The organism is Streptomyces scabichelini (genome assembly GCF_011045015.1).
Classification (GTDB): domain Bacteria; phylum Actinomycetota; class Actinomycetes; order Streptomycetales; family Streptomycetaceae; genus Streptomyces; species Streptomyces scabichelini.
Window position 1 is genome coordinate 21,158 of record NZ_JAAKZY010000079.1, and the last position, 22,110, is coordinate 43,267.

Consider the following 22,110-nt stretch of genomic DNA (forward strand, 5'->3'; position numbering starts at 1 on the left):
GAGGTCCGCCGAGCGCCCGTGGCCAAGCGAGTGGCCGGTACCGCAGGGCGCGGTACCGGCCACACCGGTCAGGGCGGAGAGCCGAGGCGTTGCCCGGGTGGTGTCACTGCGGCGCGCCCACCGGCTGCTGCTGCTCCTGCTGGTCGTCGGTGCCGAGCATCGAGCGGACCTCGAACTTCTCGTACACCTCGGGGTCTTCCCCGTGACCGCTCAGCAGGGTGCCGAGCCAGCCCAGCAGGAAACCGGCCGGTACGGACACGATGCCCGGATTCTGGAGGGGGAAGAAGGCGAAGTCCGCGTCGGGGAAGAACGAAGCGGGCGTCGAGGAGACGACGGGGGAGCAGACCACCAGCAGCACGGATATGGCGAGGCCTCCGTACAGGCTCAGCAGGGCGCCGCGGGCGTTGAAGCGACGCCAGAACAGGCTGTAGACCATGGTCGGCAGGATGGCGGACGCGGCGATGGCGAAGGCCAGGAACGCCAGAGTGGCCGTGTTGGCGCCATAGGACACGAGCGCGAGGAGTATCCCGAGGACGCCGATGACGACGGCGGACAACCGGGCCGCGGTCAGCTCCTCCGTCTGGCTCGCCTTCCCCTTGCGGACCACCTGCCCGTACACGTCGTGCGCGAGCGATGAGGCCGCAGCGAGCATGAGTCCTGCGGCGACGGCCATCAGCGTCAGGAACGCCAGACAGGAGATGAGCGCGGTCAGTACGGAGCCGCCGATGGAGTTGGCGAGCAGCAGAACCGCCGCGTCACCCTTGGAGTCGACGTCCGCGATGGCTTGGCGGCCGACGATCGCCGTCGCACCCAGGCCCAGCACGCCGGCGGCCAGACACACGAAGCCGACCAGGCCCGTCGCCCACAGCACCGAGCGGCGCAGCACACGGGTCGAGCGAGGAGCGAGCAGGCGCATCATCACGTGGGGGAGCGCTGCCAGGCCCAGCGCGATGGCGAGTTGCAGGCTGAAGAAGTCGAGCTTGCTGGTCGTACTCCCTCCGTAGCGCAGCCCCGGCTCCAGGAACCGTTGCCCCATCCCGCTGCCGTCGGCGGCGGCGCCGAGGAGGTCGTTGAGGTTCCAGCCGTAGCGGTGCAGCACGATGATGGCGGTCACCGTGACGCCCACGACCAGCATGACGGCCTTGACGATCTGGATGAAGGTCGCGCCGGGCATCCCGCCGAGCGCCACGTACAGCACGACGAGGGTGCCGATGAGTACGACGCACATGGTGCGGGTGGTGCTGCTCGGCGCGCCGATGAACTGGGTCAACAGGGCCACGCTGCCGACGAGTTGGGCGACGATGTAGAGAACGCAGATGGTCAGCGTGCAGGCGGCCAGGGCGATGCGGACGGAGCGCTGGTTGCGGGGCAGACGCAGGGCCAGGGTGTCGCCGAGGGTGAACTTGCCCGAGTTGCGCAGGGGTTCGGCGATCAGCAGCACCACCATCATCCAGGCGACGACGGTGCCGACGAGGTAGAGCAGACCGTCGTATCCGGTCAGTGCGACCAGTCCGGTGCTGCCCAGGAGAGTGGCGGCGGACAAGTAGTCACCGCACATCGCCAGCCCGTTGCGCAGGGGTGACATGGTCCGGTTGCCAAGATAGAAGTCGCTGATCTCGTCGCCCTGCGGGGCGGTGATGAGGGCCGAGAACATGCTGACGACCACGACCGACACGAACAGGACGAAGGTCAGCTTCAGACTGAAGCCGCCGACGACACCCTCGGAGAGAGTCATCATGCGACCTTCGGAGAGAGTCACCACGAACCGAACCGCCTCTGCTGGGGAACACGGGCCTGCTGATCACGAGCCTGCTCGGCCTCGTCACGGGCGATCTCCGCACGGAGACGGTCGGCGGCCGGGTCGATCCGCCGGTCCATGTGCAGCGTGTACCGCCACGCGGTCACGGCCATGACGACGAACTGGCCCACGCCGCCCACCAGTCCCACCGTCACATGGCCGATCAGCTCCTGGTTCAGCACTCCGGGCGCGAAACTCGACAGCAGCACCATCAGGAGGAAGCCGCCGACCGAGATCAGCAGCGCGACGATGCCGAAGGAGCGGTGGGCGCTGCGTATCGCGCGGAAGTCGGGATGGGAGCCGACTCTGTTCTCCGCCGGAGGCGCGGGTGGCATCTGTCCTGAATGGGAGCTGTAGGGCGAGCTGGAGTGTGTTGGCATACCGTGCCTTGTCTGATGCCTGGACGCGGAAATTGCTCACTGAATATGCGGTAAGGGTTGAACGGGATTCAAATTTTCGGATCGCGCAGGTCGGGAATTCGCCCGAAATGACACTGAAATCCTCATCCCGGCCATGCCGGGCGGCCCCGCTGGTGGGGTGGTCAGCGCGGCCGATCGGATTGTGGCATTCCATCGTTTCAACAATCAACCGCGTCAATGCAATTGTCCGATAGTGACTCTCATTCGACGCGCGTCATCTTTTCCCGCCCGGGTGTCCCGCTCGAGCGTCTCGCCCGAGCTCCTCGCCTGACCGCATCCGTGCCGGTGACACGCCCGTGTGCGGAGGCCATGGGACGCGAGCGGGACGTGATGTGCAGCACGCGCGTCCGGCCACCGACGGAGCCCGGTGCGCGGATACTGGCTGGGCAGCGCTTGATCAGCGATCAAGTGGGGCAAAATCCCTGGCCACAGCCCATTCTGCTCATTTGACACGTCGTCGCGCGCACAGATAGGAAGCAGCTCTCTGAACGCGAGAGGTGAACTGTGTACGAGCCGAACGTGGTGGGGGACTGGCAGGAGTACGGCGAGGAGCATGCCGGCCTGCGTGTCCGTGTCCACGGCCTGGAGAAGGCGGAGCCGCCGCGGGGGCGCGACGACGCGGCCGAGGGCCTGACCTACTTCAGGTTCCGGGTGACCGTCGAGAACCGTACGACGGACTACTTCGGCATCCATCTCGAAGACGGCCAGCTCGACGTCCGCGCCGGCGCCGACGGCGAGAGCGCCTTCCTGGACTGGCGGAACTCGCAGTTCATCGAGGGTTTCGACGTCTACCCGCTGCGCCGGGTCACGGCAGTCCTCTACGCCGCCGCCGACGAGACCCGGGTGCCCCAGGTGGACGTCCAGGTCCAGCTGAAGGTCGACGACGAGTGGACCCACCGGTATCTCTGGTCGGGCGGCATCGACCTGCGCGAGCCGGCCGTCGGCGTCGGAGCCCGTCCTGACGGCCCCAAGGACAGCCTCGCCGCCCAGGTGACCAGCTTCCTCAGGAAGGAAGAAGGGCCGGGTCCGACCGCTTGATGTTTGTTCAGCCTGGATTTGTGAGGATATAGAGAAAGGAATTACTTCGACCTTGACAATCCGGGCGCCGCTTCTTCGGTGAACTCGTCCTTCTTTTTACTTGACGAACCGCCTCGGGAATCGGTCAGCCACGTCGCCCCGTATCGAGAGCTTCCGTGGCCGCCGAGGCGACGACCTCGGCGACGGTTGCCAGTGCCGGGAAATCGAGTTTCCACTGCTGCCAGAACAGGGGAATGTCGATCTTCCGGTCCGGCGCGAGATTGACAAGTCGACCCGCCTCCAGCAGAGGCGCGGCCTGCACCTCGGGCACCATGCCCCAGCCCATCCCGGCGGTGACCGCCTCGACGAAGCCCTCCGAGGTCGGTACGAAGTGGCGCAGCGAGCTCGCACCGTGCCGGCCGCGCCCCAGTCCCCGTACGAACCCGTCCTGAAGGTCGTCGCGCCGGTCGAAGCTCACCACGGGGGCGTCGGCGATGACGTCCCGCAGCGGCGCGTCGGGCCAGCCGCCGAGCCGGCGCGCGGCGAAGCCGGGGCTCGCCGCCGGGACATAACTCATACGGCCCAGACTGCGGACGGAACAGCCGGCCACCGGGTCCGGCGACGAGGTCACCGCCGCCATCACCAGCCCCTCGCGCAGCAGCGCGGCCGTGTGGTCCTGGTCCTCGCGGCGCAGCTCGTAACAGACCTGCAGCTCCTCGGGCACGCGCGTGAGCGCCGGCAGGAACCAGGTCGCCAGCGAGTCGGAGTTCACCGCGATCGACAGGCGCGTCGGTTCATGGGAGCCGCTCATGCCGAGCTCGGCGTGGGCGTCGCGTTCCAGCCGGGCCAGCTGGCGTGCGAAACGCACGACGACCTCGCCGGACTCGGTCGGCCGAACCGGTTTCGTACGGATCAGCAGGACGCGCCCCGTGCGCTGTTCGAGCGCCTTGACGCGCTGGCTGACCGCCGAGGGCGTCACTTGAAGGGCGCCGGCCGCGGCGTCGAACGTGCCCTCGTCCACCACGGCGAGCAGGGTGCGCACCTGGTCGAGGGGAAGCTCCGTCATCATGACGGCTAATGTTACTTAAGAATCCTTAGCTGTACTTCTGCTGCCCGGCTTTCTAGCGTCGAGGCCGTGACCAACGCTCTGACCGCCGCGGCCGCCGGATTCGGCACCGGCCTCTCGCTCATCGTCGCCATCGGCGCCCAGAACGCCTTCGTACTGCGTCAGGGCATCCGCCGGGAGTCGCTGCTCGCCGTGGTGGGCATCTGTGCCCTGTCCGACGCGGCGCTCATCGCCCTGGGCGTCGCCGGTGTCGGCGCCGTGGTGGTGGCCTGGCCGTCGGCGCTCACCGTGGTCGCGCTGGTCGGCGGCGTCTTCCTGCTCGCCTATGGATGCCTCGCCGCACGGCGGGTGTTCCGCCCTTCGGCCCTGCGGGTGCAAGCCGGTTCCGCGGGATCGCGGCGGCGCGCCGTGCTCACCTGTCTGGCGATCACGTGGCTCAACCCGCACGTCTACCTCGACACCGTGTTCCTTCTCGGCTCCGTCGCCGCCGACCGCGGCCCGCTCCGCTGGACCTTCGGCCTCGGCGCCGCCCTCGCCAGCCTGTGCTGGTTCGCCGCGCTGGGCTTCGGCGCCAGGGCTCTCAGCCGCTTCCTGGCCCGTCCGTCGGCATGGCGCGTACTGGACGGTCTGGTCGCCGCGACGATGATCGCCCTCGGGGCCACGCTGATCGCCGGAGCGTGAGCCCTCGCGGCCCCGGATCCTGCAGGTCGCCCCGATGGACAACGGCCACCGCCAGCAGGCCGAGCGCCAGACCCACCGCCGTCTGTGCCCCGAACGGCTCCCCGAACATCAGGGCACCCCACACGGCCGTCACCGGTGCCATCAGGAACATGAGGGTGTTCACCTTGGTCACCCCGGACCGCCGCAGGATCAGCCAGTACAGCCCGTATCCCCCGAAGGTGGAAAGGACCACGAGCCAGGCCACGGCGGTCCAGAAGGATGCGCTTGCGGGCGGTGCCGCCGCTCCCGTCCCCACGGCAAGTGCCGTGAAAATGACGGCACTTGTGACGCCGTGGACGGTCATCGCCACCACCGGGCGGACCTCCCTGCAGGACCGGCGGTCCAGAAACGTCGCCGCCACCAGGCAGAGCATGCCGGCGAACGGGACGAGATACGCCCACCAGGCGGCGCCCGTCCCGGCTCCGGCGTCCGCCGCGGTGACGATGAGGACGCCGGTCACACCCAGACCGAGGCCGAGCCACTGCGTTCGGGAGACCGGCAGACCCAGCAGGGGTCCGGCCAGCGCTCCGGCCACCAACGGCTGCGTGCCGTCGATCAGGGCCGTCGTACCGCTGGAGACGCCCAGCTCGATCGCGTAATAGACCGTGAGGAGATAGCCGCTCTGCGACAGCGCTCCGACGACGACCTGCCGCACGACGTCGCGCGCCCTCAGCCCGCGCCACGACGCCCGCGCCACCGTCAGGGCCACGACGCCCAGGACGAGGGCCAGCGGAAGGAAACGCCACATGAGGAGCGTGACCGCCGACGCGCTGCCGGACCCGAGCTTGGCTCCGATGAAGCCGGAACTCCAGGCCACGACGAATGCGATCGACAACAGGACGTTCACGGCACGAACACCTCCGGATGTGAGTGAAGCGAAGTCGGCGGACCGAACGCCGAGTAGACCGATCTGTATACCTGCGGCCGAGTATACAGATCGGTCTACACTGGTGCCATGACGACCGCGAACACACCCCGTCGGGTGGCTCTGACCCCCGGAGCCCGCCGCGCGCTGGCAGCGGCCGGGCGGCTGTTCTACGAGCGCGGCATCCATGCGGTCGGCGTCGATCTCATCGCGGCCGAGGCCGGCGTCACCAAGAAGACGCTGTACGACCGTTTTGGCTCCAAGGAGCAGATCGTCGTCGAATACCTCGCCGACCGCGACGAGCGCTGGCGGGTCTTCCTGGCGCCTCGCCTCGACGCGGCTCCCACCCCCCATGACGGAGTCCTGGCCGTCTTCGACGCCTCACGCGACTGGATGGAGGCGCACAGTCCCCGAGGCTGCAGCATGGTCAACGCCCATGCGGAGATCGACGATCCGTCACATCCCGCGTACGCGATCATCACCGGGCAGAAGGAGTGGATGCTCGCCCTGTTCGCGGACCTGGTACGCCCCCTCGTGCCGGGCGCGGCCGCCGAATCCCTGGCCCGCACCCTGATGCTGCTCCACGAGGGCGCCCTCGTGGCGCACGGCCTGCGCATCTTCCCCGGGGCGCTGGACCACGCCCGTGAGGAAGCGCGGCTACTGCTGGTGACGCCGACGACGGGCCGTGGCCCCGTCGGGCGCTCAGGAGTCGGATGAACTGTTGTCGAAGGCTGCTGGTTCCTGCGTCAGCCACTCTTTGAGGCGTTCGGCGTTGCGCAGTTCGCTCTCCACTCGCTGCCGCTCCGCGTCGGTGAGCTGGATCGTCCCCAGCTCCCGGATCCAGTCATCGATCTCGTCCTGCTCGTCCAAGGCGGTCGCCAGCTCGACGAGGGTCGCCAACGCCAGCGCCCGGTCGACAGCCAGGGCCTGCGGTCCGTGCCTGCGCAGCGCCGATTTGACCGCCCGGAACGCCGCGCGGTCGTCGTTCTTGAACTCGCGGAGGATTCGGGCGTTGTCGAGAGCCTTCGCCAGCCCGTGCAGCTTCTTGGAACCGCCGTACTCCAGCTCCGCCGGTTCGTCGCGCTGGATGAAGATCAGCGAGTTGCCGGACGGGTCGAGGAGAGTGAAGCGGGACTGCCCGGGGCGGAAGCGCGTGATGCGTGGACGCCCGGTCGCCAGCACCTTGCCGTAGGCGGCCCGCATGGCCTGGGTGAACGCGGCGTGGTATGGCGCGACGGTGTCGACCATGACCAGGCAGCCGCCGCCGTCTTCCCGGTTCGGGTCGTATCCCTGGGGCGGCTTGCCGAAATGCACATCGATGCCGCTCCAGCGCAGAGCGAGGTAGAGGTAGGGCTTCGTCTGCCGGTAGGTGACCTCGAAGCCGAGGGCCTGGTAGAAGTCCAGCGTCTCCTGCACCGCTGAGCACGGCAGCAGGGGCACTGTCGTCTCGTTCGCGTACGTCGACTCCGTCAATGCTTCTGGCACCAGTTCCCCCACTGACTCTCAGGCTCCCCGCGCTACCCCGGCCGACTTGCGTACAGCGGCGCGATCGGACTTTGACCGTACGCCTCAGAGCGTACTAATCAAACTTTATTAGTGTCACGACAATCGCGAGTCACTGACCGATCGTTACAAAGCAGGACGAATCAATTTCGCTACAAGTTCCGAAATTATTCGTGATGGGTCCGCCATGTGGCCGAAATGCATCCCTCCTAGCTTCGCTGTCGGACGCACAGACCCCGTCCATCGCAGCGGGTTCGACGGACCGAAAAAGCTACTTCCGCCGGAAATCCCCACTGCCCTCAGCGCCTTCCTGAGACAGGAGCCCTCCAGTGCCCAATCTCTCCAGACGCGGCGCCTTGAAGCTGACCGCCGGCATGGCTGTCCTCGGCACCCTCGGCCTGACGGGCTGTGGGCGCGAGGAGGACACCGCCGCCGCGAAGGCCTCCGCCAAGCCCGTCGACGACTCCCCGGCCACCGGCACCGTCAAAGTCTGGGCCGCCCAGGGCGACGCCGACGTGCTAGAGAAGGTCATCAAGCCCTTCAAGGCCGCGAACCCCGACGTCACCGTGAAGGTCACGCTGATCCCGAACGCCGAGTACTACACCAAGCTGCAGTCGGCGATCGCGGCGGGCAAGGGGCCCGATGTCGCCCAGCTCTTCCCGGAGTCGCAGGCGCAGTTCCTCGATCCGTCGATCCTCCAGGCCGTTCCGGACGGCCTCGTGGACCCGGACAGCTTCTTCAAGAGCCTCTGGGACGCGGGTGTGGTTAAGGACGTGGCCTACACGGTGCCCTGGTACGCCTACACCTACGCGCTGGTCTACCGCGCCGACCTGGCCAAGAAAGCCGGTGTCGAAGCGCCGACGACGTGGGACGAGATGGTGCCGTTCTTCAAGGCGCTCCAGGGTGCCGGCGCCGGGCACGGTCTCGCGGCCGACAACGGCTGGGACATCTTCAACGGCCAGGACGTCGCGATGTACGCCTGGCAGGCCGGCGGCTCACTGCTCTCCGGCGGGAAATGGACACTCGACACACCGGCGACGGTGGACGCGCTCAAGTACAACGCGTCGTTCTTCACCTCGGGCGTCGCCGACACCGCCACGCCCACGTTCCTGGACGCGCAGCCGTACTTCGTCAGCGGCAAGACCGCCACGATGATCACCGGCCCGTGGGTCGTCGGCCAGCTCGACACCGCAGCGAAGAAGAAAGGCTGGACCGCGTCCCACGTCGCCACCGCACCGCTGCCGGCCGGGTCGTCGGGCAGTGTCTCCTTCTCCGCCGGTGGCAGCTGGGGCGTGCTCGCAGGCAGCGGCAGCGCGGACGCGTCGTGGAAGCTCGTCCGGTACATGGCGGAGCCGAGCACCCAGGTCGCGCAGTACAAGGCCTACAGCTCGCTGCCGGCGGTCATCTCCGCCTGGGACGACTCCGCCATCAAGGACCAGCCGCTGCTCGACGCCTTCCTCACGCAGCTGAAGAACACCCGGGCGTTCCCGCAGGTCAGCACCTGGCAGCAGGTCGCGACCCGGATGGGCAAGGAGATGGAAGCCGTGGCCAAGGGCACGGCGACCGCCGAGAAGGCCGCCGCGAACATCCAGTCGTACGCCGAGAGCCTCGGCACGGGTGCGAAGTGATCCGCGGATGACCACCACGATCGCCCAGAGAAAGCCGGGGAAGCCGGTGACGCCGCGCAGGGAGCGTCCGGGGGCGGCCCGCCCGCGCCGCTTCCGGGGCGCCCGTCGCACGGCGGTCGCCTGGCTGTTCATCGCCCCGTTCGCTCTCGTGTTCCTGCTCTACACGGCAGTCCCCACCGTCGCGGCGCTCGGCTTCAGCCTCACCGACCTGCGGGGCACGGATCTGCGGAGTCCGCTCGCGGTCGACTTCACCGGCCTGGACAACTTCGTCCGGCTGTTCCAGGACGAGAGCTTCCTGCGCGACATCCTGAACACCGCCCTGTTCGTGGCCGTCGGTGTGCCGCTGACCATGTTGATCGGATTCGCGCTGGCCCTCGCGCTGAACTCCGGCATCCGCCGGCTGCGCGGCACCTTCCGCACGCTCTTCTTCGCGCCGGTCGTCACCAACGTCGTGGCGGTCGCCCTGATCTGGCAGTACGCCTTCTACGCCGACGGCACCGTCAACAAAGCGCTCGGTGCCGTCGGCCTCGCCGGACCGAACTGGCTGGACGATCCGAACCTCGCCATGCCCGTGGTCATCCTGCTCGGCGTGTGGCGCAACTTCGGCACCGCGATGGTGCTGTTCCTCGCCGGTCTGCAGGCCATTCCGGACGACGTGTACGAGGCCGCCTCCCTCGACGGGGCGGGACGGTGGCGGCAGTTGAGGCACATCACCCTGCCGCTGCTGCTGCCGACCACCTTGATGGTGTCGGTGCTGCTGACCGTCTTCTACCTCCAGGTCTTCGACGAGCCGTACCTGCTCACAGACGGCGGCCCGCTCGGCTCCACCGAGTCCGTGGCGCTGTACACCTACCACCAGTTCGGGGCCGGCGAGTTCGGGATGTCCTCGGCCGCGTCCTTCGTGATGCTCGTCCTGGTGGCCGTGGTGAGTCTTGTCCAGTTCCGACTGCTGAGGCCCCGCGCATGACAGCTCTCGCCGCATTGCGGAACGCCGCAACCACCACCGACCGCATCCCCCGGCCCAGCCGGTCCGTCGCCCGGCCGCTGCTGTACGGCGCGCTGGTGCTGTGCGCGCTGCTCACGATGCTGCCGTTCTTCTGGGTGATCAGCGGCTCGCTGCGCAGCCTCGACGAGATCCGCTCCGACCCCGGCGCCTGGCTCCCGCACGACGTCACCTTCGACAACTTCCTACGGCTGTTCAGAACCGAGGGCTTCGACCATTTCATGGTCAACAGCCTCGTGGTCGCGGTCATGGTGGTGGCCGGCAACATCGTCGCCGCGTCGGCAGCCGGCTACGCCCTCGCGAAACTCGACTTCGCCGGCAAGCGGATCGCGTTCGGCGCGGTCATGGCGGCTCTGATGGTGCCGTTCACAGCGGTGTTCGTCACGCAGTTCGTGATCACCGTCAACCTTGGCCTTGCGGACACCCTCACCGGCATCGCCCTGCCCGGCGTGGCGATGCCGATGTCGGTCTTCATCATGCGGCAGTACGCGATGTCGATCCCCGACGAACTCCTCGAGGCGGCCCGGATCGACGGCGCGGGCGAGTTCCGGATCTTCTTCCGGATCTTCCTCCCGCTGGCCGGACCCGCTGTCGCGACGATCACGATCATGTCGTTCCTCGCCTCGTGGAACAACTTCATCTGGCCGCTCATCGTCGCCCAGAGCATGTCCACCTACACACTGCCGGTCGGCCTCGCGGCCACAAGTCAGGCAGCCGCCAATGTCACGGACTACGGCCTGATGCTCGCCGGTGCGATCGTCGTGATGCTGCCGGTGCTGCTGCTCTTCCTGTTCCTGCAGCGCTACTTCGTGCAGGGCATCTCCGGAACGGGAATGCGGTGAGCGTGATGAATTCCCTTGACGCGCCGGGCGAGCGAAGCGAGATGGGGATCCCCCCGGCCGAAGGCTGGGGGACGGCCACCGTGCACGCTCCCGCCGGCACGATCATCGGCCGGCGCAGCGGTCAGGTACGGCGCTTCCTGGGCATCCCCTTCGCCGAACCACCCACCGGGCCACAGCGGTTCGCCGCGCCCGCCCGACGCGGCAGGTTCACCGAGCCGTACGACGCGTCCCGGCACGGCCCCACCTCCCAGCGCGTGCCGCTGTTCGCCACGACCACCGTGCCGGAGCCGTCGGTGCCGGGCGACGACGTGCTGAACCTCGGCATCGTCGCCCCGGCCGCGGACGACGACCGCGCGCCCTTCCCGGTCCTGGTGTGGATCCACGGCGGCGGCTTCCTCGCGGGGAGCCCGGCCAGTCCCTGGTACGACGGCCGCGCCTTCGCCCGCGACGGCGTCGTCTGCGTCACCGTCGGCTACCGGCTCGGCGTCGACGGATTCGCCGTACTGGACGACGTCCCCACCAACCTCGGGCTGCGTGATCTGCTGCTCGCCCTCGACTGGGTGCGGGAGAACATCGCCGCCTTCGGCGGGGACCCGGAACAGGTCACGGTCGCCGGCCAGTCGGCCGGGGGAGCGGCGGTGCTCGCACTGCTCTCGTCGCCCGCCGGCGACGGCCGCTTCCAGCGGGCGGTCAGCCTGTCCGGCGGCTTCTTCCAAGCGGGCGCGGTACGCGACTTCCTCGGGCGTCTCGGGGACAGGCTCGGTGTTCCGGCGACGCGAGCCGGATTCGTCGGACGGACCGTGGAAGACGTCCAGCGGGCCGTCCTCGACCTGCGCGATGAAAGAGGCGACGACACGCTCGTGCTGGGCCCGTTCGTCGGCGACGACATCCTGCCGGTGCCGGTCGCCCAGGGACTCGCCGTGCACGGGCACGACGTGCCTCTGCTGCTCGGCGCGACAGGGGACGAGTTCGACAGCGGCGCCACGGAGGGCTCCGCCCGCGCGGCGGGAACCCGCCTCACCGACACCCTGTTCCGCGCCGCCTGCCCGCGCACCGCGGAAGCCCGACGCGCCGCCCGCCCCGGCACCTGGCTGTACTCCTTCGAATGGCCCTCGCCCGTGCTGGGCGGCGCCGCGCACTGTGCCGACATCCCCTACTTCTTCGACGTACTCGACGCACCAGGAGTGACCGAGGCCCTCGGCGCCGACCCGCCTCAGCAACTGGCCACTTCGATGCACGCCGATCTGGTCGCGTTCATCCGAGGCGAAGAACCGGCCTGGGCACGGGCGACCGGCTCGCTCGGCGATCCGGCGCGCGAGTACGGCCGTATCGGCGCGCCGCTCGTGGCCGACACCACGGGCGTGTTCGACCCCGTCGTACGACCGGTATCCCGGGCGGCGGCGGGGACATGCTGATGCCGGGGATGAACCAGAGCGCCGTCCGCCGCGTCAACACCTCCGTCATCCTGCGCGCACTGGCGGTATCGGCCGAACCGACGACGCTCACCGCGCTCGCCGACCAGGCCCGCCTCTCACGCCGCACCATCGAGCTCATCCTGGACTCGCTCGTCGAGGCGGGCTGGGTCGCGGAGCTGGAGCGGGTGCCGATCAGCGGCTCGGCGGGGCGCCCCGCGCGACGGTACGAACTGCGCGCCGAACACGCACTGTTGGCGGCCGTGTACATCACCACCTCGGACGCGTCCGAGGTGGTCGCCGACGTGCGAGGCCGCATCCTCGGCCGGGCGCAGGGGCCACTGCGCGCCTACCAGGACCCGCAGGCCACGCTCGACGACGCGGCGGCGCTGGTCCTTCGGGCGCTCGACGACGCGGGCGGGTCGGCAGACCGGCTGCGCGCAGGGGCGGTCGCGGGCGGCGGCGCGATCGACGACGAGGGAGTCGTACGGCGGCTGGTGCACACGACGCACTGGGAAGGTGTGCACCTCCCCGAGGAGCTCAAGCGGCGTATCCCGGTGCCGTGGTTCGCGGACAACGACACCAACCTCGGTGCGCTCGCGGAGCGTTGGCGGGGCGTGGCCGGCGACCACGACAACGTCGTCTGGGCGATCCTCGGCAACCGCACCGGTCTCGGCATCCTCATACGAGGCGCAGTGCACCGCGGTCTCGACGGCGCTGCGGGCGAGATCGTCGAGGCACGGTCCATACCGACGGCCTCGGTCGAGAACCACCCGGTGGCCTGGCTGAGCTCACCCGAACCGGCAGAGCGGGCCGTCGCCCTCGCCCGCTGCGAAGCCGCCAGAGCGGGCGAGGCGTCCGCGCTCGCGGAGGTCGACGAGTTCGTGGAGAACATCGCGTCGATCCTCACCATCCTGTCGTGGACGGTCGCCCCCTCGCTCATCGTGCTCGGCGGCGGTCTGGAGGACGCGGCCGATGTGCTGCTGCCCCGGGTGCGTGAGGCGATGCGCGACGCCCGCGCCCCCGCGATAGAGCTGCGCGCCACCGGCCTGGGCCGCGACGCCGCCCTCGTCGGCGCCGTGAAGCTGGCCCTCGACCGCATGGACACCGAGCTGTTCGGCCCGCTCGTCCCACGCGCGTGACCGCACCCCCACCCCTCCCCCCAGCACCCGTGGCACAACACATGGAGTCTCACCTTGACCGACACCTCCCGCACCGACGTCCTCATCGTGGGCAGCGGCATCATGGGATCCGTCGTGGCCCGGCAACTGCGCGCCGGCGATCCGGCGTTGGGCATCACCATGGTGGACGGCGGCAGCGCGATCGGTGAGGCTCCCGGTCTGCACCTGCACGACCTCGACGACCCGGACCTCTGGGCGCGCTACAACGAACGGGTCGCCACCGGCATCCAGGGCATGTACACGGGTGCCGAGGTGGTGCGCGGGGTAGCGGACAGCCTCACCGACCTGACGCCCGGCATGTTCCACGCTCTGGCCTTCGGCGAGGACGCCGAGGCGATGCCCGCGACGGCGCTCGCGTGGAACGCGGGCGGCATGGGCGTCCACTGGACCGCCGCGACCCCGTGGCCCGCCGGGGACGAGGTGTTCGACTTCGGCGACCCCGCAGGCTGGGCGGCGGACCTCGACACCGCGCGCCGGGTGCTCACCGTCACGCCCGCCGCGATCGGCCCGACCGAGGTCGGCCGGACCGTAATCGACGTACTGCGCCGACGCTTCGACGGCGTCGGACCGGCCGACCGGCAGCCGCAGCCGATGCCCATGGCCGTCACCGCGACGGCATCGGGCCCCATGCCACGCACGGCTCCCGGGACGATCTTCCCCACCCTCGCGTCCGGCGGCGACCCGGGCTTCACCCTGGTGACCGGCACGCTCGCGACATCACTCGTCGTCTCGGAGGGCCGCGTCGCCGGCGCCCGGCTGCGCCGCGTCGCCGACGGCTTCGAGTCGGAACTCCTCGCGGACGCCGTGGTGGTGTGCGCCGACGCGTTGCGCACCCCGCAACTGCTGTTCGCCTCGGGCATCCGGCCCCACGCGCTGGGCCGCCACCTCAACGAGCACGCGTTCATCACCGCCCGGGTCCTGCTCGACCTGGACCGGTTCGGCATCGACCTCGACGCCCTGCCCCTGCCGCGACCCGGCGAGTTCAGCACGGACTCGCTGTGGCTGCCGCAGAACGGAACGGCGCAGCCGTTCCACGGCCAGATCATGAACCGCACATACGTCGACGAGGACGGCCGCCCCCTCGCGCACTCCGTGGGCCTGTCGCTGTACGCCCCCGTCGAGTCCCGCCCCGAGAACCGGCTCGTGTTCTCCGAGACCGAGACCGACCTCGCCGGGATGCCGCGGATCACCGTCGAGTTCGGCTACTCCGACGCCGACCGCGCGCTGATCGGGCGGGCACTCGACGAAGTCCGGTCGATGGCCGAGGAGTTCGGCCCGTTCGATCCCGCGACCGAACGGGCACTGCTCCCGCCCGGATCGTCACTGCACCTGACCGGCACCGTCCGGGGCGGCGTCGCCGACGACGGCACCAGCGTGTGCGACCCGGACGGCCGGGTGTGGGGCTACGACAACCTGTACCTCGCCGGCAACGGGGTGATCCCCACCGCGATGGCCGCCAACGTCACCCTGACCGGCGCGGTGACCGCCGTACGGGCCGCCCGCGCCGTCATCCAGCAGAACGCGGCACTCGCCGCACACCGACTCGCCGCACACACACCGAGCTACTGAGAGGAAGCCCGACCGTGATCGACATCGCGAAGGAATACCGCGTGGCACTGCCGGCGTGGATCGACGACGAGCTGGCCGACGTGCCCGCCGCCGTCCCCGGCCGCGACGACCGGATGCGCCTGGTGCACCGGCTCGCGGACCGCAACTGGCGTGAGGGCAACGGCGGTCCGTTCGCAGCCCTCGTCGCCGAGCGGGACACCGGCCGGATCGTCTCGGTCGGCGTGAACGTCGTCCTCGCCTCCGGCGTCTCCAGCGCACACGCCGAGGTCGTCGCCCTCGGCCTCGCCCAGACGGCGACCGGCGGCTGGGACCTCGGCGGCGACGGCCTGCCGGCGCACGAGCTGGTCGTGAACTGGCGCCCGTGCATCCAGTGTTACGGCGCGGCGATGTGGTCAGGCGTACGCGGCCTCGTGGTCGCCGGAGAGGGACCGGAACTGGAGGAGATCACCACGTTCGACGAAGGCCCGCTCGGCGCGGACTGGGCCGAACAGTTCGAGGCGCGCGGCATCGCGGTCGTACGGGACGTGCTCCGGGACGAGGCGCTGGCCGTGTTCCGCGGCTATCGAAAGGCTGTCGACGCCGCCGACGGCCTCGTCGTCTACAACGCCCGCGGAGGTGCCGCATGACACCGCCGCAAGACACCACCGAACCGCGGTTCGCGACCGACGTCATCACCTTCTACCACCCCGATTTCTGGGGCCTCGAAACCGCGGACGCCGTGCGCGACCGGGCCCTCGCCGACCCCGAGCGCTTCTGGGAGCGGGTGATGGACGCGCTGGCCGAAGCCGGGGTCACCGGCATCGAGTTGACCTTCGCACCCGGCGACATCGACTCGGCCTTGCGGGCCTTCGGCGACGCACCGTCGTTCCGCCGTGCACTAGAGGCCCGAGGCCTGTGCGTCGTGAGCGCCTTCGTCGCCGGAAGCGACAGCCCCGACTGGCGACACGGCGACAACCTGCCCGCGATCGTCGCCGACGCCGAGCGCCGCGCGGCCTTCCTCGCCGACGTGGGGGCGGACGTACTCGTCGCCGGACTGCCCATGCGTACGACGTTCGGGACGCGCCCGCCCTTCTTCGTCGACGCCGCCTACATGACCAGGATGGCCGACATCGCCCACGTGGTCGGCGAGGCCGTCGCGCGGCAGGGCGTGAAGCTCGCCTTCCACACGGAGTCCAACAGCACCCTCTGGTACGAGCGGGACATCGACCTGTTCATGGCGCTGACCGACCCGCGCTATGTGTGGCTGTGCCCCGACTCCTGCCACATCGCCCTCGGCGGAGGCGACCCCGTCGCCGTCGCGCGCCGCCACTCCCAGCGCATCGCCCTGGCGCACTGGAAGGACGCGGTGAAACCGATCGACACCGAACTCACCATCGACGAAACGGTCTTCGCCCAGCAGCAGCCCTACATGACCGAGCTGGGCACGGGCATCGTGGACTGGAAGGGATGGGCCGACGCGATGTCACGCACTCCCGGCGCCGGCACGATACTCATCGAACTGGACGAGGCGGCCGACCCCGTCGCCGCGCTCAGGGCGGGGACGGCCGTCGCGAAGAAGGCTCAGACGTGATCGACTTCGTCGTACGGCGCGAGCCTGCTCTCGGCGAGGTTCGTCGCTTCGTGCAGTGCAGTGGTGCCGTTCCTGCGGGCCGCGTCGAGCAGGAGGCCCACGGTGTTGCCGATGTCCTGCACCCGTCGCTCGGCGGCTTCGTGGGTGAGACGGTCGGCTCCGATGCTGAGTGTGTAGACCACGCCGCCCGCGCCGGCGACGAAGTCGGGGACCCAGACGATGCCCCGCTGCGCGAGCAGGCCGGCCATCGAGTCGTCGGTGAGCTGGTTGTTGGCGGGGCCCACCACGAGCCGTACGTCGAGTTCGGGAACTGTTTCCGCGTTGAGCACTCCGCCGACGGCGGCGGGCACCAGGACGTCCGCAGGCGTGGCGAGCGCCTTGTCGGCCTCGATCCAGCCGAGCCCCGACCGCAGGGCGGCGTCCCGCTTCGTCTCGTCCACGTCGGAGACCAGCACACGAGCGCCGTCCGCCGCCAGTCCGGTCGCGATGCGGCTGCCGACGGAGCCGAAGCCGCTGACCACGACGGTGCGCCCGGTGAGCGAGGCAGTCCCGAACACGTGCTCCGCGCCCGAGCGCAGGGCGGCGAGCACGCCGGTGGCCGTCGGGACGCCGGAGTTTCCGGTGCCGCCCTGCTCCTCCGGCAGGCAGTACACGTACGGGGAGGAACGACGCAGTGCGACCATGTCGTCGGGGCTGGTGCCCACGTCAGGGCCCGCGCGGTACGAGCCCTCGAAAGAGGCGATGAACTCTCCCATGTCGGCCAATGCCGCTCGGCGCAGCGCCGGAGTGAGTTCGACGTGCGGGTCGAGAGCGATCACGCTTTTGCCGCCGCCGAAGTCGAGGCCGGACACGGCGCACTTGTAGGTCATCGCCTCGGACAGCCGTAGCGCGTCCGCGAGACCGTCGCGCCAGCTTTCGTAGCGCCGCATCCGGCAACCACCGACGGCCGGGCCCAGGGCACGGGAATGGACCGCGACGATCAGGGGCAGCCCCGAGCGGGAGCCGCGGCGGATCGCCACCTCGTCGTGTTCGAGTGTCTGCATCATGGCGCCGACGCTAGGCAGGTGATCCGGTCCACCAGTATCTTCCCGAACTAAATTCGGAAGAGAGCGCCGAGAGGTGATCGTGGACGACATTGATACGGGAATCCTGCGGCATCTGCAGGAGGATGCACGGCAATCCAACCGGGCCATCGCGCAGAAGATGGGTATCGCACCGTCCACCTGTCTGGAGCGCATCCGGCTGCTGCGGCAGCGCGGCGTGATCCGTGGCTACCACGCGCAGGTCTCACTGCCGGCGCTGAACCGCGGTGTGCAGGCGATGGTGGCGACCCAGGTGCGGCCGCTCAGCCGGGAGTTGGTGGCGGACTTCGAGCGGTCGGTGTCCCGGCTGCCCGAAGTCCTGTCCGTCTACACCATGGCGGGCAGCGACGACTTCCTCGTCCACGTCACGGCACCGGACATCGAGCACCTGCACGCGTTCCTGCTCGACCGGTTCACCAATCGCCGCGAGATTCTCAGCTTCCGCACCTCGATCATTTACCAGCACCTGACCAATCCGGTACTGGAGCCACTGCCGGGGAGGCAGGGCCAGAGCCTTTCGGCGACGTGATCCGCGGTGAACGATGCCTGACCCGGGGTGAAAACCCCTACGCCGGCCGCAGCCACACCGTCGCCAGCGGTGGCAGCGTCAGATGGATGCTCCCCGTCCGACCGCCGGCCCCGAGGGACTCCGTCTTGATGGGGTCGGGGTGGGTCACGTCGCTGCCGCCGTAACGGGCGGCGTCCGTGTTCAGCACCTCAGCCCAGGCGGGGACGTCCTCCGGGACGAAAAGCCGGTACTCGTGCCGGACCACCGGCGAAAAGTTGGACACCGCCAGCAGCGGAGCACCCGCCGCGTCGAAGCGCAGGAACGCGAACACGTTGTCGTCCGCCGCGTCCCCCACGACCCAGGAGAACCCGGCCGGGACGGTGTCCTGCTCCCAGAGGGCGGGAGTCGCCGCGTACTGGCGATTGAGATCGCGGACGAGGTCGCATACGCCGCGATGGTCCGCCTGCGCACCGTACGCCGGATCGAGCAGCCACCATTCGGGCCCCTGCTCCTCCGACCACTCCGCGCCCTGCGCGAACTCCTGGCCCATGAAGAGGAGTTGCTTGCCCGGGTGCGCCCACATGAAGCCCAGGTACGCGCGCTGGTTGGCGCGCCGCTGCCACCAGTCACCCGGCATCTTGGACACCAACGCCTGCTTGCCGTGAACGACTTCGTCGTGCGAGATCGGCAGGACGTAGTTCTCGCTGTACGCGTACACCATCGAGAACGTCATCTCGTTGTGGTGGTACTTCCGGTGTACCGGGTCCTTCGACACATAGACCAACGAGTCGTGCATCCAGCCCATGTTCCACTTCAGTCCGAAGCCGAGACCGCCGTCACAAGTGGGCCGGGTGACACCGTCCCAGGCGGTGGACTCCTCGGCGATGGTGATGACACCGGGACTGCGGCGGTAGACGGTGGCGTTCATCTCCTGCAAGAAGGCGACGGCGTCGAGGTTCTCGCAGCCGCCGTGCACGTTCGGTGTCCACTGCCCCGGTTCGCGCGAGTAGTCGAGGTACAGCATCGAGGCGACGGCATCGACCCGTAGTCCGTCGATGTGGAACTCCTCGCACCAGTACACGGCGTTGGCGACCAGGAAGTTGCGCACCTCGCGGCGGCCGTAGTCGAACTCCAGCGTCCCCCAGTCGGGATGCGCGGCCCGGAGAGGGTCCTCGTGCTCGTACAGCGGCCGGCCGTCGAACTCGGCCAGCGCCCAGTCGTCGCGCGGGAAGTGCGCGGGCACCCAGTCCATGATCACGCCGATGCCGGCCTGGTGGAGGGAGTCGACGAGGTACTTGAAGTCGTCGGGGGTGCCGAGCCGGGCCGTGGGCGCGTAGAAGCCGGTGATCTGGTAGCCCCAGGAGCCGCCGAAGGGGTGCTCGGCGACCGGCATCAGCTCCACATGCGTGAAGCCCAGGTCGGAGACGTAACGGGGGAGTTGCTCGGCCAGCTGACGATACGTCAGCCCTGGGCGCCAGGAGGCGAGATGGACCTCGTACACCGAGAACGGCGACAGGTGCACGGGGCGCCGTCCGCGCCGGGCCATCCACTCGCCGTCCCGCCACTCATGACGCGACACGTGGACCACGGAAGCCGTCGCGGGCGGCACCTCCGCGCTACGGGCCATCGGGTCCGCACGCTGGGTCCTGGAGCCGTCGGGGCGCGTGATGTCGAACTTGTACAAGGCGCCTTCACCGAGCCCCGGCACGAACAGCTCCCACACGCCGGAGGAGCCCAGCGAGCGCATCGGGAACGCGGTGCCGTCCCAATGGTTGAAGTCCCCGACGACGCGTACGCCGCGCGCGTTCGGCGCCCAGACCGTGAAGCGGGTGCCGGTCACACCCTGATGCTCCATCGGCTCGGCACCGAGCGCCTTCCACAGCTGCTCATGGCGGCCCTCACTGAAGAGATGCAGATCGAACTCGCCGAGGGAAGGCAGGAACCGGTAAGGGTCCTGCCACTCGAACTCGTCGTCCCCGTACGTCACCAGCAGCGTGTACTCGGGAATCGAGTCGAGCGGCAGCACACCCGAGAAGAGACCGTCACCCAGGCCCTCCAGCTCCGTGCGCCGCCCGTTCGCCGAGACGGCCACGGCATCGGCGTACGGACGCAACGCGCGAAAGACCACACCGCCGGGCACCGGATGCGCCCCGAGCACCGCATGGGGGTCGTGGTGGGCGCCCGCGAGCAGACGCTCCCGATCGGTCGCGTCCATCGAAAGGGGCAGCCGTACGCCGGGGCCGCGGCGCCTCGGTCCGCGCGCCCCGGTCTTGGTGGCGGGCGTCCTGGACGGCGGGGGAGCGGAGATGTCGCGAGTTGCCACGGTGTCAGCCTCCTCAGGCGCTGTGGAAGAACGAAGGGGCCGGCGGACCACTGCCGGAGGGGGTTCGGTCGCTTTCGGCGAGACGGGCGACAGCCGCCAGCGGTACGGGCAGCCAGTCGGGCCGGTGCCGGGCCTCGTACAGCACCTCGTACACGGCCCTGTCCGTCTCGTACGCGCGCAGCAGCCCGGGCTCGTCCCGCGGATCCCACCCCGCCTCGGCGGCGTACCCCGCGCAGTAGGCGTCCCGGCAGCGCCGTGCCCACGCCGGACGCCACGGGCGGCGGCTGCGTGCGGCGTAGTCGAACGAGCGCAGCATGCCCGCGACATCGCGTACGGGGGACTGGCGGCGCCGGCGTTCCGCGAGCGGGCGGGCCGGCTCGCCCTCGAAGTCGATGACGAACCACCGCCGCCCGGCGCGCAGCACCTGGCCGAGGTGGAAGTCACCGTGAATCCGCTGCGCGGGACGGGTCGCGTCGAGATCGGCGAGCGCGTCGAAAGCGGCCCGCAGCCCGGGCGCGTAGGGCAGGAGAGCGGGCACGGACTGACTCGTGGCGGCCAGGCGGTCGATCATCGCGGCCGCAAGCCGCCTGTTCCGGCGCTGAGTCGGGGCATCGCACGGGAAGGCGGCCGCCAGCGCCAGATGCACCTCGGCGGTGGCCCGCCCCAGTTCGTACGCCTCCTCGGTGAAATCCCGTCCCGAGGTGAGGGACTGAAGCGCCAGAGTCCACCCGTCCGTGGCCTCGGGCAGGAACGGCTGAAGCACACCGAGCGTCGCTTCCTGCGGCTGTGAGGTCCGAAACCACGCCACGGGAGGAGGGACGCGCGTGCAGCCCTGGCGGACCAGCGCCCACGGCACCTCCAGATCCGGGTTGATGCCGGCCCGGACCCGGCGGAAGACCTTCAGAATGTACGAATCCCCGTACACCAGCGAGGAGTTGGACTGCTCGGCCTCGAGGAGCCGTGGGGTGAGTCCGGCGGGCACCGTCACCTGTGCGTCGCACTCGAAGCGCAGCGGGCCGGCCGTTCCCGGATGGCGCAGCCGCTCCAGAAGGAGTCCGGTGGACCGGGGGTCCAGGAAGGCGTCGTACACCATCAGACCGGCCAGCGGACCCTCGCTCGGCCGGCCTATGAAGGCGTGGACGAGTCCGGGAGGCAGGACATCCCGAACGCCGAGCAGCAGTTGGTAGCAGTCACCGGACGAAGGTCCGTCGGCGCCATGTTGAGCGTGCACCAGAAGATGCAGACAGCCCGGATGCAACTCGGTCACCGACACCAGCGTCATATCCGTGACGGGCCGCCCCTTGCCCGCGAACCACCGCTGCCGCGGCAGCCAGGCCCGCAGCAACCCTGCGACCGAGGTCAGCAGCGGAGCGGAGCCGAAGCGGGCCGGACGGTACGGCGCGGTCTCGGGCATGAAGGCGCATCCTTTCAATGGCACACGATCAAGATCGCCAGCTGGCACTGGTGGGGACCGCCCTGCGCAGTCGGAACCAGTAGAAGCCGTGGCCGGCGAGGGTGAGGAGGTAGGGCAGGTCGCCGATGGCGGGGAAGCGGACGCCGCCGATGAGTTCGACGGGGTGGCGGCCGTTGAAGGTCTGCAGGTC

At 69.6% G+C, this 22,110-nt stretch carries 21 protein-coding genes; 12 read left to right on the plus strand and 9 right to left on the minus strand.

Features of this window, described 5'->3' with window-relative positions:
- Positions 1-103: 103 nt before the first annotated feature.
- Positions 104-1,738 (minus strand): solute symporter family protein, encoded by a 1,635-nt coding sequence (locus G5C60_RS24230; protein ID WP_165262776.1) that lies wholly within the window; start codon positions 1,736-1,738, stop codon positions 104-106.
- A gap of 17 nt (positions 1,739-1,755) precedes the next feature.
- On the minus strand, positions 1,756-2,133 hold the full coding sequence (locus tag G5C60_RS24235) for a DUF485 domain-containing protein (RefSeq protein WP_241267028.1): 378 nt from the start codon (positions 2,131-2,133) through the stop codon (positions 1,756-1,758).
- Between the two features lie 588 nt (positions 2,134-2,721).
- Here G5C60_RS24235 and G5C60_RS24240 point away from each other — a divergent pair.
- A complete protein-coding gene (locus tag G5C60_RS24240; protein WP_165262781.1) occupies positions 2,722-3,255 on the plus strand; it encodes a hypothetical protein in 534 nt (177 codons plus the stop codon).
- 124 nt (positions 3,256-3,379) lie between these two features.
- Here G5C60_RS24240 and G5C60_RS24245 read toward each other — a convergent pair whose 3' ends face one another.
- Positions 3,380-4,303, minus strand: a complete 924-nt coding sequence (locus G5C60_RS24245) for a LysR family transcriptional regulator ArgP (RefSeq protein WP_165262783.1) — start codon at positions 4,301-4,303, stop codon at positions 3,380-3,382.
- Between the two features lie 66 nt (positions 4,304-4,369).
- On the opposite strand from G5C60_RS24245, the gene G5C60_RS24250 reads away from it, so the two are divergent.
- Entirely contained in the window at positions 4,370-4,981 is a 612-nt protein-coding gene (locus G5C60_RS24250) for a LysE family transporter (RefSeq protein WP_165262785.1), read from the plus strand.
- On the opposite strand, the gene G5C60_RS24255 is transcribed toward G5C60_RS24250, so the two are convergent.
- Positions 4,881-5,867, minus strand: a complete 987-nt coding sequence (locus G5C60_RS24255; RefSeq protein ID WP_165262787.1) for an EamA family transporter — start codon at positions 5,865-5,867, stop codon at positions 4,881-4,883. The genes G5C60_RS24250 and G5C60_RS24255 overlap by 101 nt on opposite strands.
- 108 nt (positions 5,868-5,975) lie before the next feature.
- Here G5C60_RS24255 and G5C60_RS24260 point away from each other — a divergent pair, with 108 nt between their 5' ends.
- Positions 5,976-6,602 carry a TetR/AcrR family transcriptional regulator gene (locus tag G5C60_RS24260; RefSeq protein ID WP_165262789.1) on the plus strand — a complete coding sequence of 209 codons (627 nt, stop codon included), beginning with the start codon at positions 5,976-5,978 and terminating at the stop codon, positions 6,600-6,602.
- Here the strand turns inward: G5C60_RS24260 and G5C60_RS24265 are convergent.
- Positions 6,588-7,370 (minus strand): VOC family protein, encoded by a 783-nt coding sequence (locus G5C60_RS24265; protein WP_338145908.1) that lies wholly within the window; start codon positions 7,368-7,370, stop codon positions 6,588-6,590. The two genes, G5C60_RS24260 and G5C60_RS24265, sit on opposite strands and share 15 nt — an antisense overlap.
- Positions 7,371-7,717: 347 nt before the next feature.
- Between G5C60_RS24265 and G5C60_RS24270 the strand changes: the two genes are divergently transcribed.
- From G5C60_RS24270 to G5C60_RS24305, 8 genes are read left to right on the plus strand one after another with little or no spacing between them, the layout of a single operon-like run.
- Complete coding sequence (locus G5C60_RS24270; RefSeq protein WP_165262791.1) at positions 7,718-9,016, plus strand: extracellular solute-binding protein; 1,299 nt, start codon at positions 7,718-7,720, stop codon at positions 9,014-9,016.
- Between the two features lie 7 nt (positions 9,017-9,023).
- A complete protein-coding gene (locus tag G5C60_RS24275; RefSeq protein ID WP_165262793.1) occupies positions 9,024-9,983 on the plus strand; it encodes a carbohydrate ABC transporter permease in 960 nt (319 codons plus the stop codon).
- Complete coding sequence (locus G5C60_RS24280) at positions 9,980-10,861, plus strand: carbohydrate ABC transporter permease (protein ID WP_165262795.1); 882 nt, start codon at positions 9,980-9,982, stop codon at positions 10,859-10,861. Before G5C60_RS24275 ends, G5C60_RS24280 begins: the two co-directional genes overlap by 4 nt.
- A 5-nt stretch (positions 10,862-10,866) precedes the next feature.
- Entirely contained in the window at positions 10,867-12,276 is a 1,410-nt protein-coding gene (locus tag G5C60_RS24285; RefSeq protein WP_241267029.1) for a carboxylesterase family protein, read from the plus strand.
- Positions 12,270-13,415 carry an ROK family transcriptional regulator gene (locus G5C60_RS24290; RefSeq protein WP_165262797.1) on the plus strand — a complete coding sequence of 382 codons (1,146 nt, stop codon included), beginning with the start codon at positions 12,270-12,272 and terminating at the stop codon, positions 13,413-13,415. The genes G5C60_RS24285 and G5C60_RS24290 overlap by 7 nt, the downstream gene beginning before the upstream one ends.
- Positions 13,416-13,469: 54 nt before the next feature.
- Entirely contained in the window at positions 13,470-15,023 is a 1,554-nt protein-coding gene (locus tag G5C60_RS24295; RefSeq protein ID WP_165262799.1) for a GMC oxidoreductase, read from the plus strand.
- Positions 15,024-15,037: 14 nt separating this feature from the next.
- Positions 15,038-15,649, plus strand: coding sequence for a tRNA-specific adenosine deaminase (locus tag G5C60_RS24300; RefSeq protein WP_165262801.1), 612 nt, complete (start codon positions 15,038-15,040; stop codon positions 15,647-15,649).
- A complete protein-coding gene (locus G5C60_RS24305) occupies positions 15,646-16,593 on the plus strand; it encodes a sugar phosphate isomerase/epimerase family protein (protein ID WP_165262803.1) in 948 nt (315 codons plus the stop codon). Before G5C60_RS24300 ends, G5C60_RS24305 begins: the two co-directional genes overlap by 4 nt.
- Here the strand turns inward: G5C60_RS24305 and G5C60_RS24310 are convergent.
- Entirely contained in the window at positions 16,584-17,639 is a 1,056-nt protein-coding gene (locus G5C60_RS24310) for a Glu/Leu/Phe/Val dehydrogenase (RefSeq protein ID WP_165262805.1), read from the minus strand. The genes G5C60_RS24305 and G5C60_RS24310 overlap by 10 nt on opposite strands.
- 79 nt (positions 17,640-17,718) lie before the next feature.
- Between G5C60_RS24310 and G5C60_RS24315 the strand changes: the two genes are divergently transcribed.
- Entirely contained in the window at positions 17,719-18,204 is a 486-nt protein-coding gene (locus G5C60_RS24315) for an Lrp/AsnC ligand binding domain-containing protein (RefSeq protein WP_165262807.1), read from the plus strand.
- Positions 18,205-18,241: 37 nt separating this feature from the next.
- Here the strand turns inward: G5C60_RS24315 and glgB are convergent, their stop codons facing one another.
- From glgB to G5C60_RS24330, 3 genes are all read right to left on the minus strand, one after another.
- A complete protein-coding gene (gene glgB, locus G5C60_RS24320; protein WP_165262819.1) occupies positions 18,242-20,398 on the minus strand; it encodes a 1,4-alpha-glucan branching enzyme in 2,157 nt (718 codons plus the stop codon).
- Positions 20,399-20,519: 121 nt separating this feature from the next.
- Complete coding sequence (locus G5C60_RS24325) at positions 20,520-21,920, minus strand: maltokinase N-terminal cap-like domain-containing protein (protein ID WP_165262809.1); 1,401 nt, start codon at positions 21,918-21,920, stop codon at positions 20,520-20,522.
- A gap of 28 nt (positions 21,921-21,948) precedes the next feature.
- Positions 21,949-22,110: alpha-glucosidase C-terminal domain-containing protein (locus G5C60_RS24330; protein ID WP_206439945.1), on the minus strand; the 162-nt coding region annotated here is incomplete at its 5' end.